Raw genomic sequence first — 15289 nt, forward strand, 5'->3', positions numbered from 1 at the left:
TCGCCCGACCCCCCTATTCCAGTCGCCTCGACGGTGGACCTCGAGGTTAATGATCGCTAACCTGACCGGGTGAGCCACATGAAGGAGCTGGTGGACGACCTGCGCGCCCGCCTCGCGGTCGCCCGCGTCGGCGGCAGCGAGGCCGCCCGCACCAAGCACACCGACCGCGGCAAGCTGCTGGTCCGCGACCGCGTCGACCGGCTGCTCGACCCGGGCAGCCCGTTCCTCGAGCTGAGCCCGCTCGCCGCGACGGGCATGTACGGCGACGCCGTGCCCGCGGCCGGCATCGTCACCGGCATCGGCCGGGTGAGCGGCCGCGAGGTCGTCGTGGTGGCCAACGACGCGACCGTCAAGGGCGGCACCTACTACCCGATCACCGTCAAGAAGCACCTGCGCGCCCAGACCGTCGCGGCCGAGAACCGGCTGCCGTGCGTCTACCTCGTCGACTCCGGCGGCGCGTTCCTGCCGATGCAGGACGAGGTCTTCCCCGACCGCGAGCACTTCGGCCGGATCTTCTTCAACCAGGCCAACCTCTCGGCCCGCGGCATCCCGCAGATCGCCAGCGTGATGGGCTCGTGCACCGCCGGCGGCGCCTACGTCCCCGCGATGTCCGACGAGACCGTGATCGTGCGCAACCAGGGCACGATCTTCCTGGGCGGCCCGCCGCTGGTGAAGGCTGCGACCGGCGAGGTCGTGACCGCCGAGGAGCTCGGCGGCGGCGACGTGCACGCCCGCACCTCCGGCGTCGTCGACCACCTCGCCGAGGACGACGCCCACGCGCTGGCGATCGTGCGCAGCATCGTCGAGACCGTCGGCCCCCGGTCGCCCACTCCGTGGGAGGTGCGGCCCGTCGAGGAGCCCCACGAGGACCCGTCCACGCTGTACGACGTGGTGCCCACCGACACCCGCACGCCCTACGACGTGCGCGAGGTGATCCGCCGGGTCGTCGACGGCAGCCGATTCCACGAGTTCAAGAAGCTGTACGCCGAAACGCTGGTCTGCGGCTTCGCGCACGTCTGGGGACACCCGGTCGGGATCGTCGCCAACAACGGCATCCTCTTCAGCGAGTCGGCGCTCAAGGGCGCGCACTTCATCGAGCTGTGCAACCAGCGCGGCATCCCGCTGGTCTTCCTGCAGAACATCTCCGGCTTCATGGTCGGCAAGGAGTACGAGAACAAGGGCATCGCCCGCGACGGCGCCAAGCTCGTCACCGCGGTCGCGTGCTCGGTGGTCCCGAAGTTCACCGTCGTCATCGGCGGGTCGTTCGGCGCCGGCAACTACGGCATGTGCGGCCGGGCCTACGACCCGCGCTTCTTGTGGATGTGGCCGAACGCCCGGATCTCCGTGATGGGCGGCGAGCAGGCCGCGTCGGTGCTGGCCACCGTCGCCGGCAAGCCCGACGACGAGGAGTTCAAGGCGCCGATCCGCGAGCAGTACGAGACCCAGGGCTCGCCGTACTACGCCACCGCCCGCCTCTGGGACGACGGCGTCATCGACCCCGCCGACACCCGCCGCGTCCTCGGCATGGGCCTCGCGGCGGCCGCGAACGCCCCGATCGCGGCGCCGTCGTACGGCGTCTGGAGGATGTGATGCGGACCCTGCTGATCGCCAACCGCGGCGAGATCGCCCTGCGCGTGATGCGCACGGCCCGGGCCATGGGCATCCGCACCGTCGCGATCTTCTCCGACCTCGACGCCGACGCCCCGCACGTGCGCGCGGCCGACGACGCGGTCCGGGTCGAGAGCTACCTCGACATCGACGCGGTGGTCGCCGCCGCGGTCGGCGTGGGCGCCGACGCGATCCACCCCGGCTACGGCTTCCTCTCCGAGCGGGCCGAGTTCGCGCGCGCCGTCGTGGCCGCCGGGATCGTCTTCGTCGGCCCGTCCGCCGACGTCATGGACAAGATGGGCCGCAAGGACGCCGCCCGCGAGATCGCCGTGGCGGCGGGCGTGCCGGTCGTGCCGCGTGGCGAGGATGCCGGCTTCCCGGTGCTGGTCAAGGCGGCCGCCGGGGGCGGCGGCAAGGGGATGCGGATCGTCCGCTCGGCCGAGGAGTACGACGACGCCGTCGCCGCGGCGAAGCGCGAGGCGCTGTCCGCCTTCGGCGACGACACCATCCTGGTCGAGAAGTACGTCGAGCACGGCCGCCACATCGAGGTGCAGGTCCTCGCCGACAGCCACGGCAACGTCATCCACCTCTACGAGCGTGACTGCTCCACCCAGCGCCGCCACCAGAAGGTGCTCGAGGAGGCGCCCGCCCCCACGATCGACCTGGGCGTGCGTCGGAGGGTGACCAAGGCCGCCGTCGACCTGGCCCGCGAGGTCGAGTACGTCAACGCAGGCACCGTCGAGTTCCTCCTCGACACCGACACCGACGAGGTCTACTTCCTGGAGATGAACACCCGGCTCCAGGTCGAGCACCCGGTCACGGAGATGATCACCGGCCTCGACCTCGTCGAGCTCCAGCTCCGCGTCGCCGCCGGCGAGCCGCTGCCGATCAGCCAGGCCGACGTCACCGTCCGCGGCCACGCCATCGAGGCCCGCGTGTACGCCGAGGACTCGTTCGGCGGCTTCCTGCCGCAGGCCGGCACGACCTCGATCGTGCGGTGGCCGGGTCTCGATACGCTCGCTGGCGCTCGCTACTCGACCACCGACGGCACCAGGGTGGACCACGCACTGGAGCCCGGGCAGGTCGTCAGCACGTCGTACGACCCGATGCTCGGCAAGATCGTCGTGCACGGACCCGATCGCGAGGCGGCCCGTCGCGCGCTGGTCGCCGCGCTGGACGACACCGCGATCCTCGGGCTGACCACCAACGTCGGCTTCCTGCGCGCACTCGCCGCGAGCGACGAGTTCCGCGACGCGACCATCGACACCGCCTGGCTCGACACCGCCACGGTCGAGAAGCCCGACGACGAGCTGCCCCGGATCTTCGCGGCCTGGGTCAGCGCGATGCTCACCGCGGTGCAGGACTCGGGTCACCCGTTCCAGTCCGACGGCTGGCGCTCGGCCGGCGACCCCGCGCCGACCATCGTCGAGCTCGACCGGCCGGTCGTCGTCGACCGCGCCCGCAGCACCGTCGACGGCGTCGCCGTCCGCCAGCACTCCGCGGCAGACCACGTGCTCGTCCTGACCGTCGACGGCCACCGCCACCAGGCCGTCGTCAACGTGCAGCCGCACGTCGCCGAGGTCTCCTTCCGCGGCCAGCGCTTCGTCTTCGAGCGCCCCGACGTCTTCGGCGACCACGCCGCCGAGGTCGGCGACGGCGCGATCGCCTCGCCGATGCCCGGCACCGTCCTCGACGTCCGCGTCGAGGCCGGCCAGGCGGTCGCTGCCGGCGACGTGCTCGGCGTCGTCGAGGCGATGAAGATGGAGCTGAGCCTCAAGGCGCCGTTCGCCGGCACCGTCACCGAGGTGCACGCCGTCGCCGGCAGTCAGGTGGCGCTCGGCGCCCGGCTCTTCCTGGTGGAAGGAGAGGAGGACTGATGCGTACGCCGACCGTGGTCCGGGCCGAGGGCCTGCCCGAGCGGGTGACGATCTACGAGGTCGGCCCGCGCGACGGCCTCCAGAACGAGAAGGCGCTCGTGCCGACCGGGGTGAAGGCGGAGTTCGTCCAGCGCCTGGTCGCCGCGGGGCTCCCGATCGTCGAGGCCACCAGCTTCGTGCACCCGAGGTGGGTCCCCCAGCTCGCCGACGCCGCCGAGCTGATGGAGCTCCTCGGCGAGGCCGGTCGCGACTGCCCGGTGCTCGTGCCCAACGAGCGCGGCCTCGACCGCGCCCTCGAGCTCGGCGCCCGCCACATCGCGATCTTCGGCTCGGCCACCGAGACCTTCGCGCAGAAGAACCTCAACCGCAGCCTCGACGAGCAGTTCGCGATGTTCGAGCCGACCGTGCGCCGCGCCCGCGACGCCGGCCTCGACGTCCGCGCCTACGTCTCGATGTGCTTCGGCGACCCGTGGGAAGGCAGCGTGCCGGTCGACCAGGTCGTCAGCGTCGGCAAGCGGCTCTTCGACCTCGGGGCCAGCCAGCTCAGCCTCGGCGACACCATCGGCGTCGGCACCGCCGGGCACGTGACCGCGCTCGTGAGCGCCTTCGTCGAGGCCGGGATGGGCCTCGACCAGCTGGCCATGCACTTCCACGACACCTACGGGCAGGCGCTCGCCAACACGTACGCCGGGCTCCAGGCCGGCATCACGACGTACGACGCCAGCGCCGGCGGCCTGGGTGGCTGCCCGTACGCGAAGAGCGCCACCGGCAACCTCGCCACCGAGGACCTGGTGTGGATGCTGCGCGGCCTCGGGATCGACACCGGGGTCGACCTCGACCAGGTCGTCGCGACCAGCGCCTGGATGGCCGGCCACCTCGGCCGGCCCAGTCCCTCGGCCGTCGTGCGAGCGCTCAGTGGGAGTACGGCAGAATCGAGCCCATGAGTCGCCAGGTCTACCTGCACATCGGTGCGCCGAAGACGGGGACGACCTACCTCCAGGACCGCCTCGCGGTGAACGCGAAGTCCCTGGCCGCCCACGACGTGCACTTCCCGACCGGCTCGCCGCTGGTCAGCCCCGGGCTCTTCCAGTTCCGCGCGGCGCTCGACCTGCTCGGCCAGGACTGGGGCGGCGCCCCGGGCCACGCGGAGGGCAGCTGGGAGGGCCTGGTCCGCAAGGTGCGACGCCGCTCCGGCACGGTGGTGGTCAGCCACGAGATCCTCGCGCCCGCGGCGCCCGGCCAGGTGGCCCGCGCGATGCGCGACCTCGCCGGCAGCGAGATCCACGTCGTCTACTCGGCCCGCGACCTCGGCCGCCAGCTCCCGGCCGCCTGGCAGGAGAGCATCAAGCAGGGCCGGCGCTGGTCCTACGCGCGCTTCCTGGACCGCGTCGAGAAGCACCGCACCTGGTTCTACCGCGCGTTCGACGTCCCGCGGGTCCTCGGCACCTGGGGTGCCGGGCTCCCCCCCGAGAACGTGCACGTCGTGACCGTCCCGCACACCACGGGCCGGGACCGGCACGGCGACCTGCTCTGGCTGCGGATGTGCGAGGTGCTCGGCATCGACCCCGACTGGGCCCCGCTCGACAGCGACCGCTCCAACCGCTCGCTCGGCGTCGCCGAGACGCAGGTGATCCGCCAGCTGAACCGGCGGATGGACCGCGCGGCCCGGCGCGAGTCGTCGTACGACGCCCTGATCCGCGACATGCTCGCGCAGGGTGAGCTGGTCAAGCGCGAGTCCGCCGCCGTGAAGCTCCCCCCGGACCGCTTCGACTGGGCCGAGGAGCAGACGGAGCGGTGGATCGAGTGGATCGAGGGGAGCGGCGTGCACGTGGTCGGCGACCTCGAGGAGCTCCGGCCGGTCCGCCCGGCCGAGGGCGAGAGCTACCGCGACCCCGACCGGGTGACGGCCAAGCGCCAGCTCAAGACCTCGCTCGACGCCCTGGCCGCGATGACACGGGAGGCCGCCCGACGGCCCGACCCCGAGCGGCAGCTGAGCACCCGGGTGCGCGCCCAGGCGCAGCGCCTGCGCGACCGGTGACCGGCCGGTGACGCCCCGGTCCGAGGAGGACACGCCCGGCGTACGCCGGGCCTGGGGCTGGGTCGCCCACCTCCTCGACGGGGGTACGACGCCGTGGCGCGACTGGAAGGGGGAGGGGCCCTCGCGCGGCCGGGTGCTGCCCGGCGCCCAGCAGCTGGAGCTGCTCCGCCGCCTCAACCTGGCCGGACCGCCCTCGCCGGCCCTGGCGACCCGGGTGGTCGAGGCCAGCGCCCCGGGGCGGGGTCGCCCCGACCTCGAGCTCGCCGGGGCGGTCGACCCGCTCGCGTTCGGGCCGCCGCCCGTCGACCCCGCCGACCTGCCCGACGACGAGCTGCTCCGGGTGGCCGCGGGCATCCTCGCCGACGACGTCGTCGCGGCCGGGCTCCCCGACCCGCCGCGGGCCGCCACCCGGCGGCCGTGGGCGCGCCGCTACCGCCTGGTCGGCGACGCGCTGCTCGCCGACCCGGTCCGCGCCGAGCTGGTCGCCCGCGGCCGCCCGCCCGGCGGGCGCGGGTCGGTGATCCTGGTGCTCGGCACCGACCTCGGCCAGATGCTCGCCCACGCGTGGACCGCGCGCAGCCTGGCCGAGGGCGGCCCCGGCTGGCGCGACTGGCTCGACCCGCTGGCCCGCCACCGCACGCTGCCGCCGCGCATCGACCTGGTGCGCGCGGCCCGGGCCTGGAGCGACCGGGTCGGGCCCGAGCGGGTCCGGATCGTGCTCGACCCCACCGAGATCCCGCGCCTGGTCGGCGTGCGCCGGCCGCTCCCCGGGCCGCCCGAGATCTCGGCGGACGCGGTCGACCTGGCCCGCCGGGTCGGGCAGGTGCTCGGCCTGCTGGCCGTGCCGCCGCGTCGGCGCGCGCTGCTCCACGAGACGCTGCTCCCGCGGCTGGTCGCCGCCGGCGGTCCGCAGCTCGTCGTCCCCGACGAGCACGCCGACTGGGTGCACACCCGGGCGGTGCGGATGCGCGACGCGCTGCTGCGCGCTGGATACCCTGTGCACGGCGACCCGGACAGCCTGCTGCCCGTCGGTCGCAGCGGCGCGTCCGAGCCGTCGGACGCCGGGGCCCTGGCGCTGGCGATGCGCCTCGTGCTGGAGGAGGGTCGGTCGTGAGCAAGCGGGTCCTCCTGCACGTCGGCACCCCCAAGACCGGCACGTCGTACCTGCAGGACGTGCTCTACCGCAACCGCCGGCTGCTCGCCTCCGCCGACATCCTCTACGCCGCGGACCGCTTCGACGCACACTTCCTCGCCGCGCTCGACCTGATGAAGCTGCCGTGGGGCGGCCTCGAGACCGAGGCCGTCGGCGCATGGGACAGCCTCGCGGCGAAGGTCCGCGACCACCACGGCACGGCCGTCATCAGCCACGAGATCCTCGCGACCGCGTCGCGCTCCCAGGCCGGCCGGGCGCTCGAGTCGCTCGGCCACGGCTCGGGCACCGAGATCCACGTCGTCGTGTCGGCGCGCGACCTGGTGCGGCAGATCCCCGCGGAGTGGCAGGAGAACGTCAAGCACCGCCAGGCACTGACGTACGGCGCGTTCCTCGACCAGATCCAGGACCCCGAGCGCAAGAGCCGGATCGCGACCTGGTTCTGGGGTGTGCAGGAGCTGCCCGACATCCTCAACCGCTGGGGCCACGACCTGCCTCCCGGGCACATCCACATCGTCACCGTGCCGCCCGCGGGCGGCCCGCGACAGTTGCTGTGGAAGCGGTTCAGCGTCGCCTTCGGGCTCGACGGCCTCGACCTCGACCTCGAGGCGGAGCGCGCCAACCCGTCGCTCGGGGCACCCGAGACGGCGCTGCTGCGGCGGATCAACCGCGCCGCCAACCGCGAGCTGGCGCCCGCCGACTACCGCCCACTGGTCCGCGAGCTGCTCGCCCACCAGACCCTCTCCCGACGGTCGCGCTCGCCCCGGCTGGCGCTGCCGCCCGACGTGCACCCGTGGACCCAGCAGGTCACCGGCTCCTGGATCGCCGAGATCGAGCAGCGCGGCTACGACGTCGTCGGCGACCTCCACGACCTGCTCGGGCAGCCGCCCGTCGAGAAGTACGCCGACCCCGACCACCCGGTCGAGCGGCAGGTGTCGGCCGCGGCCGTCGACGCGATCAAGGCGCTGCTCCTCGAGAGCGCGCGCCTGCGCCAGTCGGAGGACCGGCTGCGTCACGAGCTGCACGAGACCCAGGTCGCGCTCGAGCGCTCCTACCTGCGCCCGACGTACCGCTGGCGCGAGAAGGCCGTCCGCAGGCTCACGGCCAGCGGGGCCGGACGAGGCCTGCTGAAGGCCTACCGCCGCGCCCGCGGCCGCAGCTCGCGACCCGCGTAGCGACCGACGCGCCAGGTGTCGAAGCCGTCGATGCCCATCCCGAACGCGCCGCCGACGATGGGCACCCGCCGGCCGATGGTGATCGCGAGGCGCTTGCCGCCGGCCTGGGTGATCAGGTCGGACGCGACCTCCGCGGACAGCACCTGGTCGAGCTGGGGGTCGTGGACCGGCGCGGTGGCGATCGCCATCGGCGGCGCCGGGAGCAGCTTGCGCTTGATCAGCGAGTCGACCTGGTCGCCGCCGAGCATGCAGGCCAGGATCGCGTTGCGGACCCGGGGGTCCTCCAGGTCGTAACCGCGCAAATGCGCGATTCCGGCGACCATCCGCGCCTGGATCAGCGCCAGCCCGGTGATGTTCGCGGGGATCGTGACGACCGAGGTCAGCACGCCGCCGAGCCCGTTGACCAGACCCTGCGCGCCGGCGTAGCGGACGTGGTTCTCGATCACCTCGTGGACGCCGCGCTCGACGTCACCCTGCTGCTCGCGCAGCTGCTTGTCGGCCGCCTCGGCCGCCGGCGGCAGCGGGCCGATGCCGTGGATCGCGCGGTGCAGCGCCTCGCGCACGAACGAGTGGGTCAGCTGGGGGGCGAGGTGCGGGGCGCGGGTCGCTACCTGCTTGCCCACGATCTGGCTGCCGATGCCCTTCGCGCTCATGCGTCGATCGTACGGATACCGTCGTGACGTGCCCGTCGAGCCGCCGCCGTCACCCTGGTCGTTCGGCGACCCCACGAGGTACGACGCGCTCGACGACCTGGTCGCGATCGGCGCCGACCTGGAGCCCGGGACGCTGCTGGAGGCCTACCGGCGCGGGCTCTTCCCGATGCCGTCCGGGTCGCCGGGCGACCCGATGTACTGGTTCTGCCCGGTCCGTCGCGGCGTGATCCCGCTGGACGGTCTGGTGGTGTCGAAGTCGCTGCGCCGGTCGGTGCGGGACTTCGAGATCCGGGTCGACACGGCGTTCGCGGAGGTCGTCGACGCCTGCGCGGACCCACGGCGGGAGTCGGGCTGGATCGACGCCGACGTGCGGGCGGCGTACCTGCGCCTCCACGAGCTCGGCTGGGCGCACTCGGTCGAGGCCTGGCGCGACGGCCGGCTGGTCGGGGGGCTGTACGGCGTCGCGATCGGCGGGCTGTTCGCCGGGGAGTCGATGTTCCACCGGGTCCGGGACGCCTCGAAGGTGGCGCTGGTCGGCCTCGTCGAGGGCCTCCGCGACGAGCACGCGGCCGACCGCCTCGTCGACGTGCAGTGGCTGACGCCGCACCTCGCGACGCTCGGCGCGGTCGAGATCCCGCGCGCGACGTACCTGCGTCGCCTGACGCGCGCGCTGCGCGTGCAGACACCCGCGCTGTTCACCCTCGACGGGTGAGCATGGACCCGGCGCCGGCGCCGGTGGCAGGGTGAGGCGGACGGGCCACGACCGAGGGAGCGGACCATGAGAGCTGGAGTGATGATCGCCGCGACGGCGCTGGTGATCGGCGGGCTGACCGGATGCAGCGGCGACAGCGGCGGGTCGAGCGCTCCCGACGACGCGTCGACGAAGGACTTCTGCGCGGCCTTCAACGGCTTCTACGACAAGGTCGTCGCGCAGGCCACCGACGCCGACTCCGCCGCCATGATCACCGCGCTCAAGGAGTGGGCCGCCGACATCGAGGACGTGGGCACCCCGAGCGAGATGCCGGACGACGCCCGCCACGGCTTCGAGCTCTTCGTCGCGGCCGCCGACGACATCGACGACGACGCCACCCTCGCGGACCTCCAGAACATCGGGGACGACCTCAGCGACGCGGACCAGGAGGACGGCCAGGCGTTCAGCGACTGGACGACCGAGCACTGCCCGCTCGACCTCCCCGGGCTGCCGGACGCCTCGGATCTGCCCAGCGACCTGCCCAGCGACCTGCCCAGCGATCTCTCCGACCTCCCGTCGGACCTGCCGACCGACCCGAGCGAGCTCGCGTCGATGCTGAGCGAGCTGACCGCCAGCACCGGGAGCTAGACCGGTGAGTGCACACATTGTCCGCGTACCGGCCGGTGGCGCTAGCGTTCCCTCGCTGACTCGGCGGCTTGCCGAGAGCCACCGAGTCGGAGGGGAACCACCATGTCCCGAGCACGCATCTTCCTGCGGCGGCACGTCGCCGCCATCCTCGCGATCACCCTGCTCCTGGGTGGCGGAGGAGTCGCGTACGGCGTCGCCGGTCACCAGGGCGGTGACCGGCCGTGGGCGAGCGCCCGGCACATCTACGCCTGTGTCGACCCCGACACCCGGGTCCTGAGCCGGACCCAGGTCGGCGACCCCTGTCCTCCCGGCGCGAAGAAGATCTCCTGGAACGTCACGGGCAAGACCGGCGCCCGGGGTCCGGTCGGACCTGCGGGTGCCGTCGGCGAGGCCGGGCCTGCCGGACCTGCCGGACCTGCCGGACCGGTGGGCCCGGCCGGCGCGGCGGGCACCAACGGCACGAACGGCACGAACGGCTCGAACGGCACGAACGGCACCGACGGCGCCGACGCGGTCTCCGAGTTCGCCGAGTTCTTCGCGCTGATGCCGCCGGACAACGCGGCCACGGTGGCGCCCGGCACGGACGTCGACTTCCCGCAGGACGGCCCGACCAGCGGTTCCATCACCAGGGCCGGCGACGACTCGTTCACGCTGCCGGCCACCGGGACCTACCGGGTGTCGTTCTCGGTGTCGGTCAGCGAGGCGGGGCAGCTCATGTTGACCCTCAACGGCGCCGACCTGGCCTACACGGTCGTCGGGCGGGCCACCGGCACCTCCCAGCTCACCGGGGAGGCGCTGGTGACGACCGTGGCCCCCGACGCGGTGCTGACCGTCCGCAACCCGGCGGGCAACCCGACCGCGCTCACCGTCACCCCGTTGGCGGGCGGCACGCGACCGGTCGGCGCCACCTTGATCATCCAGCAGCTGCGGTAGTCAGAAGACCTGGGGAGGCTGCCCGGAGTCGCTCACCATCGGGCGCCCGGCAGCCTCCCAGTCGAGCATCCCGCCGTCGAGGTTGACGACGTCGTAGCCCTGCTCGGCCAGCCAGGCGACGACCTGGCTGGAGCGGCCGCCGACCTTGCACACCACCAGGGTCTGGCCACCGCCGACCTCGTCGAGCCGGTGGGGCAGCTCGTTCATCGGGATGTGCACGGCCCCCTCGATGTGGCCGTGCGCCCACTCGACCGGCTCGCGCACGTCGAGCACCGAGAGCTCCTCGGGCAGCGGGTCGGGCACGGCGTCGATCGACACGGTCGGGATCTGGCTCATCGGTATCTCATTTCAGGAGTCTGCTCATCCGGCGGTCGGCCAGGGGCTTGCCGCCGGTCTGGCAGGTGGGGCAGTACTGGAGGCTGGAGTCGGCGAACGACACCTCGCGCACGGTGTCACCGCAGACCGGGCACGGCTGGCCGGTCCTGCCGTGCACGGCGAGGTGGGACTTCTTCTCGCCCTTGAGCTCGCTGGCGTGCAGGCCGCGCGAGCGCTCGACCGCGTCGCCGAGGGTCGTGCGCAGGGCGTCGTACAGGGTCTGGAGCTCGTCGTCGGTCAGGCTGTTGGCCGGCTTGAACGGCGACATCCGCGCGGCGTGCAGGATCTCGTCGGAGTAGGCGTTGCCGATGCCGGCGATCGTGCTCTGGTAGCGGAGCACGCCCTTGAGCTGCTTGCGGCCCTCGCGCTCGAGGATCTCGCGGAACCGCTCCACGGTGAAGTCGTCGCCGAGCGGGTCCGGGCCGAGGCGGGCGATGCCGGGTACGTCCTGCGGGTCGCGCACGACGTAGGCCGCCAGGCTCTTGCGGGTGCCGGCCTCGGTGATGTCGAGCCCGGACTGGTCGTCGAGGACCACGCGCAGCGCGAGCGTCGACTTGGTGCTCGGCTTCGGCGGGATGGTCGGCACCTCGTCGCGCCAGCGCACCCAGCCCGCGCGGGCCAGGTGGAGGCAGAGATGGATGCCGGACGCCTCGATGTCGAGGAACTTGCCGTGCCGGCTCACGCCGTCGACCATCGTCCCCTCGAGGGCGGAGAGCGGCGGGTCGAAGGTCTTCAGGGCGCTGAACGCCGCGATGTGGATCTTCGCGATGGCATGCCCGTCGAGCCGGCCCCTCAGGTCGAGGGCCAGGGCTTCCACCTCGGGCAGCTCAGGCACGCTCCCGAGTCTAGGCAGAACCGGTGACAGGGCTTGCCTCTCAGGCGCATCATGGAGGGGTGCCCGCCGTACGTCCGTTGCCGGAGACGGGGTCGATCTTCCTCGACGCCCGCGGTGGCGACCGTGCCCTGCGGGTGTCGTGGCACCAGGAGTCCGGGCTCGTGGTGCTGTCCCTGTGGCGCGAGAACGTCTGCGCCGGGTCGTTCCGGCTCGCCATCGACGAGGTGCCCGACCTGATCGACCTGCTCCGGGCGGGGCTGGTCCGCTCCTACGAGGCCGCCCGCGACCGGATGGGCATCGTCGAGTCCGCTTGATCGTGGACGTCCCCAGCTGACCGGGGAAACCCGCCCGGCGTGCCGCCCCGCATCTACGGGAAACGCTAGACACCCGGATACCGTCCTGACGTGGACCCGATCCGGAACCCGTACGCCCCGGGCGCGGGCCAGCGCCCGCCCGAGCTGGCCGGCCGCGACCGCGAGCTGGAGCAGTTCGAGGTCACCCTCGAGCGGGTGGCGGCGGGCCGGCCCGAGCGCAGCATGGTCCTCAGCGGCCTGCGCGGCGTCGGCAAGACGGTGCTGCTCAACGCGCTGCGCGGCCAGGCCGTCCGGCGGGCGTGGGGCACCGGCAAGATCGAAGCCCGGCCCGACCAGAGCATCCGGATCCCGGTGGCCCAGGCGGTGCACGCGGCGGTCCGTGAGGTGTCCCACCGGCACCGCGACCCGGACCGGGTCGACGAGGTCGCCGGGGTGCTGAAGAGCTTCGCGCTGCGCACCGACGTCGAGGACCGCAAGGGCATGCGCTGGACGCCGCCCGTCGACGTGCCCGCCACCAAGGGCCGGGCCGACTCCGGTGACCTCGAGCTCGACCTGGTCGAGCTCTTCACCGACGTCGCCACCCTCGCCGGCGACCTGGGTGTCGGCGTCGCACTGTTCGTCGACGAGATGCAGGACATCGCGATCCCCGAGCTCGCCGCGCTGTGCGGCGCCTGCCACGAGATCAGCCAGCAGAGCGCGCCGCTCCTGGTGGTCGGCGCCGGCCTCCCGCACCTCCCGGTCGCGCTCGCCGCGTCCAAGTCGTACGCCGAGCGCCTCTTCCGCTACGTCTCCGTGGACCGGCTGCCGCGCGAGATGGCCGACCGCGCCTGGCGGGTGCCGGCCGGGACCGAGGACGTCGCCTTCGAGGACGCGGCGCTCGACGAGCTCTACCGGCTGACCGACGGCTACCCCTACTTCGTGCAGGCCTACGGCAAGGTCACCTGGGACGCCGCGGTCGGCTCGCCGATCCGCGTCGCCGACGTGCTCGAGGCCGCACCCGAGGCGGAGGCCGAGCTGGCGGTCGGCTTCTTCGGCGCCCGCTACGACCGGGCGACCCCGGCCGAGCGCGACTACATGACCGCGATGGCCGACCTCGGCGCCGACCGGGGGACGGGCGAGGTGGACGGCCCGATCTCGACCGCCGACGTCGCGAAGCACCTCGACCGCAAGCCGCAGTCGCTGAGCCCCGCGCGCGACGGGCTGATCAAGAAGGGCCTCGTCTTCTCCGCCGAGCGGGGGAGCGTCGCCTTCACGGTGCCCCACTTCGGCAAGTTCCTGAGGTCGCGAGCAGTCTGACGGTCCACCACCGCCGACGCGGGGATCGCGCGGCGCACCCCCTACGATCGGCCGGTGAGCGCAACCCTGGTCGCCAAGAACCTGGCCGGCGGCCACGGCCACCGCACCCTCTTCGAGGGCCTCGACCTGACGGTCGCGCCCGGCGACGTGGTCGGTGTCGTCGGCGCCAACGGAGCCGGCAAGTCCACGCTGCTGCGGATCCTGGCCGGCGACCTCGAGGCCCTCGACGGCACCGTGTCGACCGCGCCGTCCGACGCGTTCGTCGGCTGGCTGCCCCAGGAGCACGAGCGGATCGTCGGCGAGACCGTCGCGGCGTACGTCGCCCGCCGCACCGGCGCGACCGGCGCCACGACCGCGATGGAGGCGACGGCCGAGGCGCTCGGGTCGGGCGAGCCCGGGGCCGACGACGCGTACGCCGCGGCCTTCGACCGCTGGATGGCCAGCGGTGCCGCCGACCTCGACGAGCGGATCGCCCCGATGCTGGCCGACCTCGGGCTCGACGTCGGCCCCGACGCCTTGATGACGTCGCTGTCCGGAGGTCAGGCGGCCCGGGCCGCGCTGGCGGCGCTGCTGCTGAGCCGCTTCGACGTCGTCCTCCTCGACGAGCCCACCAACGACCTCGACCTCGCCGGCCTCGAGCGGCTGGAGGCGTTCGTGCGCGGGCTGCGCGCCGGCGTCGTGCTCGTCTCGCACGACCGCGAGTTCCTCGCCCGTTGCGTCACCCGGATCGTCGAGCTCGACCTCGCGCAGCAGCAGGTGAGCGTCTACGACGGCGGCTACGACGCGTTCCTCGAGGAGCGTGCGGTGGCGAGGAGGCACGCCCGGGAGGCCTACGACGAGTACGCCGACAAGAAGGCGGACCTCGTGTCCCGCGCCCGGACCCAGCGCGAGTGGAGCTCCCAGGGCGTCCGCAACGCGATGAAGAAGAGCCCCGACAACGACAAGATCCGGCGCAAGGCGGCCACCGAGTCGTCGGAGAAGCAGGCCCAGAAGGTGCGCCAGATGGAGTCGCGCATCGCCCGGCTCGAGGAGGTCGAGGAGCCGCGCAAGGAGTGGGTGCTGCAGTTCAGCATCGGTGCCGCGCCCCGGTCGAGCTCCGTGGTCGCGACCCTCAACGAGGCGACGGTCCAGCGCGGCGACTTCCGGTTCGGGCCCGCGTCGCTGCAGGTCGACGCGCGTGAGCGGATCGGCATCGTCGGACCCAACGGGGCCGGCAAGACCACGCTGATCGGGCTGCTCCTGGGGCGGATCGCGCCCGACACCGGCACCACCGGACTGGGCGCGTCGGTCGCCATCGGCGAGATCGACCAGGCGCGCACCGGCCTCGCCGAGGACCTGCCGCTCGGCGACGCGGTCGAGGCCCAGCTGCCGGAGCTCGCGCCGGGCGACGTACGCACCCTGCTGGCGAAGTTCGGTCTGAAGGCCGACCAGGTCGCGAGCACCGTCGGCCGGCTCTCGCCCGGGGAGCGGACCCGCGCCGCGCTGGCGTTGCTCCAGGGCCGCGGCGTCAACCTGCTCGTGCTCGACGAACCGACCAACCACCTCGACCTGCCGGCGATCGAGCAGCTCGAGGACGCGCTGGCGAGCTATGACGGCGCGCTCCTCCTGGTGTCGCACGACCGGCGGCTCCTCGACAACGTCAGCCTCGACCGACGGTGGCGGGTCGAGGCGGGCGTGGTCACCCAGGAGTAGCGCA

General features: G+C 73.4%; 15 protein-coding genes. 12 read left to right on the plus strand and 3 right to left on the minus strand.

Annotated features, from left to right (window positions below; all coding sequences use genetic code 11):
• The first annotated feature begins 78 nt into the window (after positions 1-78).
• From PD653B2_RS16445 to PD653B2_RS16470, 6 genes are read left to right on the plus strand one after another with little or no spacing between them, the layout of a single operon-like run.
• Positions 79-1590, plus strand: coding sequence for a carboxyl transferase domain-containing protein (locus tag PD653B2_RS16445; protein ID WP_089503995.1), 1512 nt, complete (start codon positions 79-81; stop codon positions 1588-1590).
• Positions 1590-3485 (plus strand): acetyl/propionyl/methylcrotonyl-CoA carboxylase subunit alpha, encoded by a 1896-nt coding sequence (locus tag PD653B2_RS16450; RefSeq protein WP_085873481.1) that lies wholly within the window; start codon positions 1590-1592, stop codon positions 3483-3485. Before PD653B2_RS16445 ends, PD653B2_RS16450 begins: the two co-directional genes overlap by 1 nt.
• Entirely contained in the window at positions 3485-4429 is a 945-nt protein-coding gene (locus tag PD653B2_RS16455) for a hydroxymethylglutaryl-CoA lyase (protein ID WP_085873482.1), read from the plus strand. The genes PD653B2_RS16450 and PD653B2_RS16455 overlap by 1 nt, the downstream gene beginning before the upstream one ends.
• On the plus strand, positions 4426-5523 hold the full coding sequence (locus PD653B2_RS16460) for a hypothetical protein (protein WP_085873483.1): 1098 nt from the start codon (positions 4426-4428) through the stop codon (positions 5521-5523). The genes PD653B2_RS16455 and PD653B2_RS16460 overlap by 4 nt, the downstream gene beginning before the upstream one ends.
• A 7-nt stretch (positions 5524-5530) precedes the next feature.
• Positions 5531-6637 (plus strand): hypothetical protein, encoded by a 1107-nt coding sequence (locus tag PD653B2_RS25915; protein WP_085873484.1) that lies wholly within the window; start codon positions 5531-5533, stop codon positions 6635-6637.
• Positions 6634-7848, plus strand: coding sequence for a hypothetical protein (locus PD653B2_RS16470; protein ID WP_085873485.1), 1215 nt, complete (start codon positions 6634-6636; stop codon positions 7846-7848). The genes PD653B2_RS25915 and PD653B2_RS16470 overlap by 4 nt, the downstream gene beginning before the upstream one ends.
• On the opposite strand, the gene PD653B2_RS16475 is transcribed toward PD653B2_RS16470, so the two are convergent.
• A complete protein-coding gene (locus PD653B2_RS16475) occupies positions 7809-8501 on the minus strand; it encodes an EcsC family protein (protein ID WP_085873486.1) in 693 nt (230 codons plus the stop codon). The two genes, PD653B2_RS16470 and PD653B2_RS16475, sit on opposite strands and share 40 nt — an antisense overlap.
• A gap of 28 nt (positions 8502-8529) precedes the next feature.
• Between PD653B2_RS16475 and aat the strand changes: the two genes are divergently transcribed.
• The 3 genes from aat to PD653B2_RS25090 all read left to right on the plus strand — a co-directional run bounded on the left by aat (position 8530) and on the right by PD653B2_RS25090 (position 10773).
• Positions 8530-9213, plus strand: coding sequence for a leucyl/phenylalanyl-tRNA--protein transferase (gene aat / locus PD653B2_RS16480; RefSeq protein ID WP_242665313.1), 684 nt, complete (start codon positions 8530-8532; stop codon positions 9211-9213).
• A gap of 66 nt (positions 9214-9279) precedes the next feature.
• Positions 9280-9840 carry a hypothetical protein gene (locus PD653B2_RS25085; RefSeq protein ID WP_165763508.1) on the plus strand — a complete coding sequence of 187 codons (561 nt, stop codon included), beginning with the start codon at positions 9280-9282 and terminating at the stop codon, positions 9838-9840.
• A gap of 102 nt (positions 9841-9942) precedes the next feature.
• Positions 9943-10773 (plus strand): BclA C-terminal domain-containing protein, encoded by an 831-nt coding sequence (locus tag PD653B2_RS25090; protein ID WP_085873489.1) that lies wholly within the window; start codon positions 9943-9945, stop codon positions 10771-10773.
• On the opposite strand, the gene PD653B2_RS16495 is transcribed toward PD653B2_RS25090, so the two are convergent.
• Both PD653B2_RS16495 and PD653B2_RS16500 read right to left on the minus strand, forming a co-directional pair.
• On the minus strand, positions 10774-11109 hold the full coding sequence (locus tag PD653B2_RS16495) for a rhodanese-like domain-containing protein (RefSeq protein ID WP_085873490.1): 336 nt from the start codon (positions 11107-11109) through the stop codon (positions 10774-10776). It lies immediately after the preceding gene.
• A 7-nt stretch (positions 11110-11116) separates the two neighbouring features.
• Positions 11117-11983 carry an Fpg/Nei family DNA glycosylase gene (locus PD653B2_RS16500; protein ID WP_085873491.1) on the minus strand — a complete coding sequence of 289 codons (867 nt, stop codon included), beginning with the start codon at positions 11981-11983 and terminating at the stop codon, positions 11117-11119.
• Positions 11984-12042: 59 nt separating this feature from the next.
• On the opposite strand from PD653B2_RS16500, the gene PD653B2_RS16505 reads away from it, so the two are divergent.
• The 3 genes from PD653B2_RS16505 (at position 12043) to PD653B2_RS16515 (ending at position 15285) form a co-directional block, all read left to right on the plus strand.
• The gene (locus PD653B2_RS16505) at positions 12043-12297 is read left to right on the plus strand and encodes a hypothetical protein (RefSeq protein WP_085873492.1); all 255 of its coding nucleotides are present in this window, start codon (positions 12043-12045) and stop codon (positions 12295-12297) included.
• A gap of 90 nt (positions 12298-12387) precedes the next feature.
• On the plus strand, positions 12388-13593 hold the full coding sequence (locus PD653B2_RS16510; RefSeq protein ID WP_085873493.1) for an ATP-binding protein: 1206 nt from the start codon (positions 12388-12390) through the stop codon (positions 13591-13593).
• A 54-nt stretch (positions 13594-13647) separates the two neighbouring features.
• Entirely contained in the window at positions 13648-15285 is a 1638-nt protein-coding gene (locus PD653B2_RS16515) for an ABC-F family ATP-binding cassette domain-containing protein (protein ID WP_085873494.1), read from the plus strand.
• The last annotated feature ends 4 nt before the right edge of the window (positions 15286-15289 follow it).

It is taken from the genome of Nocardioides sp. PD653-B2 (assembly GCF_002117935.1).
GTDB lineage: Bacteria > Actinomycetota > Actinomycetes > Propionibacteriales > Nocardioidaceae > Nocardioides.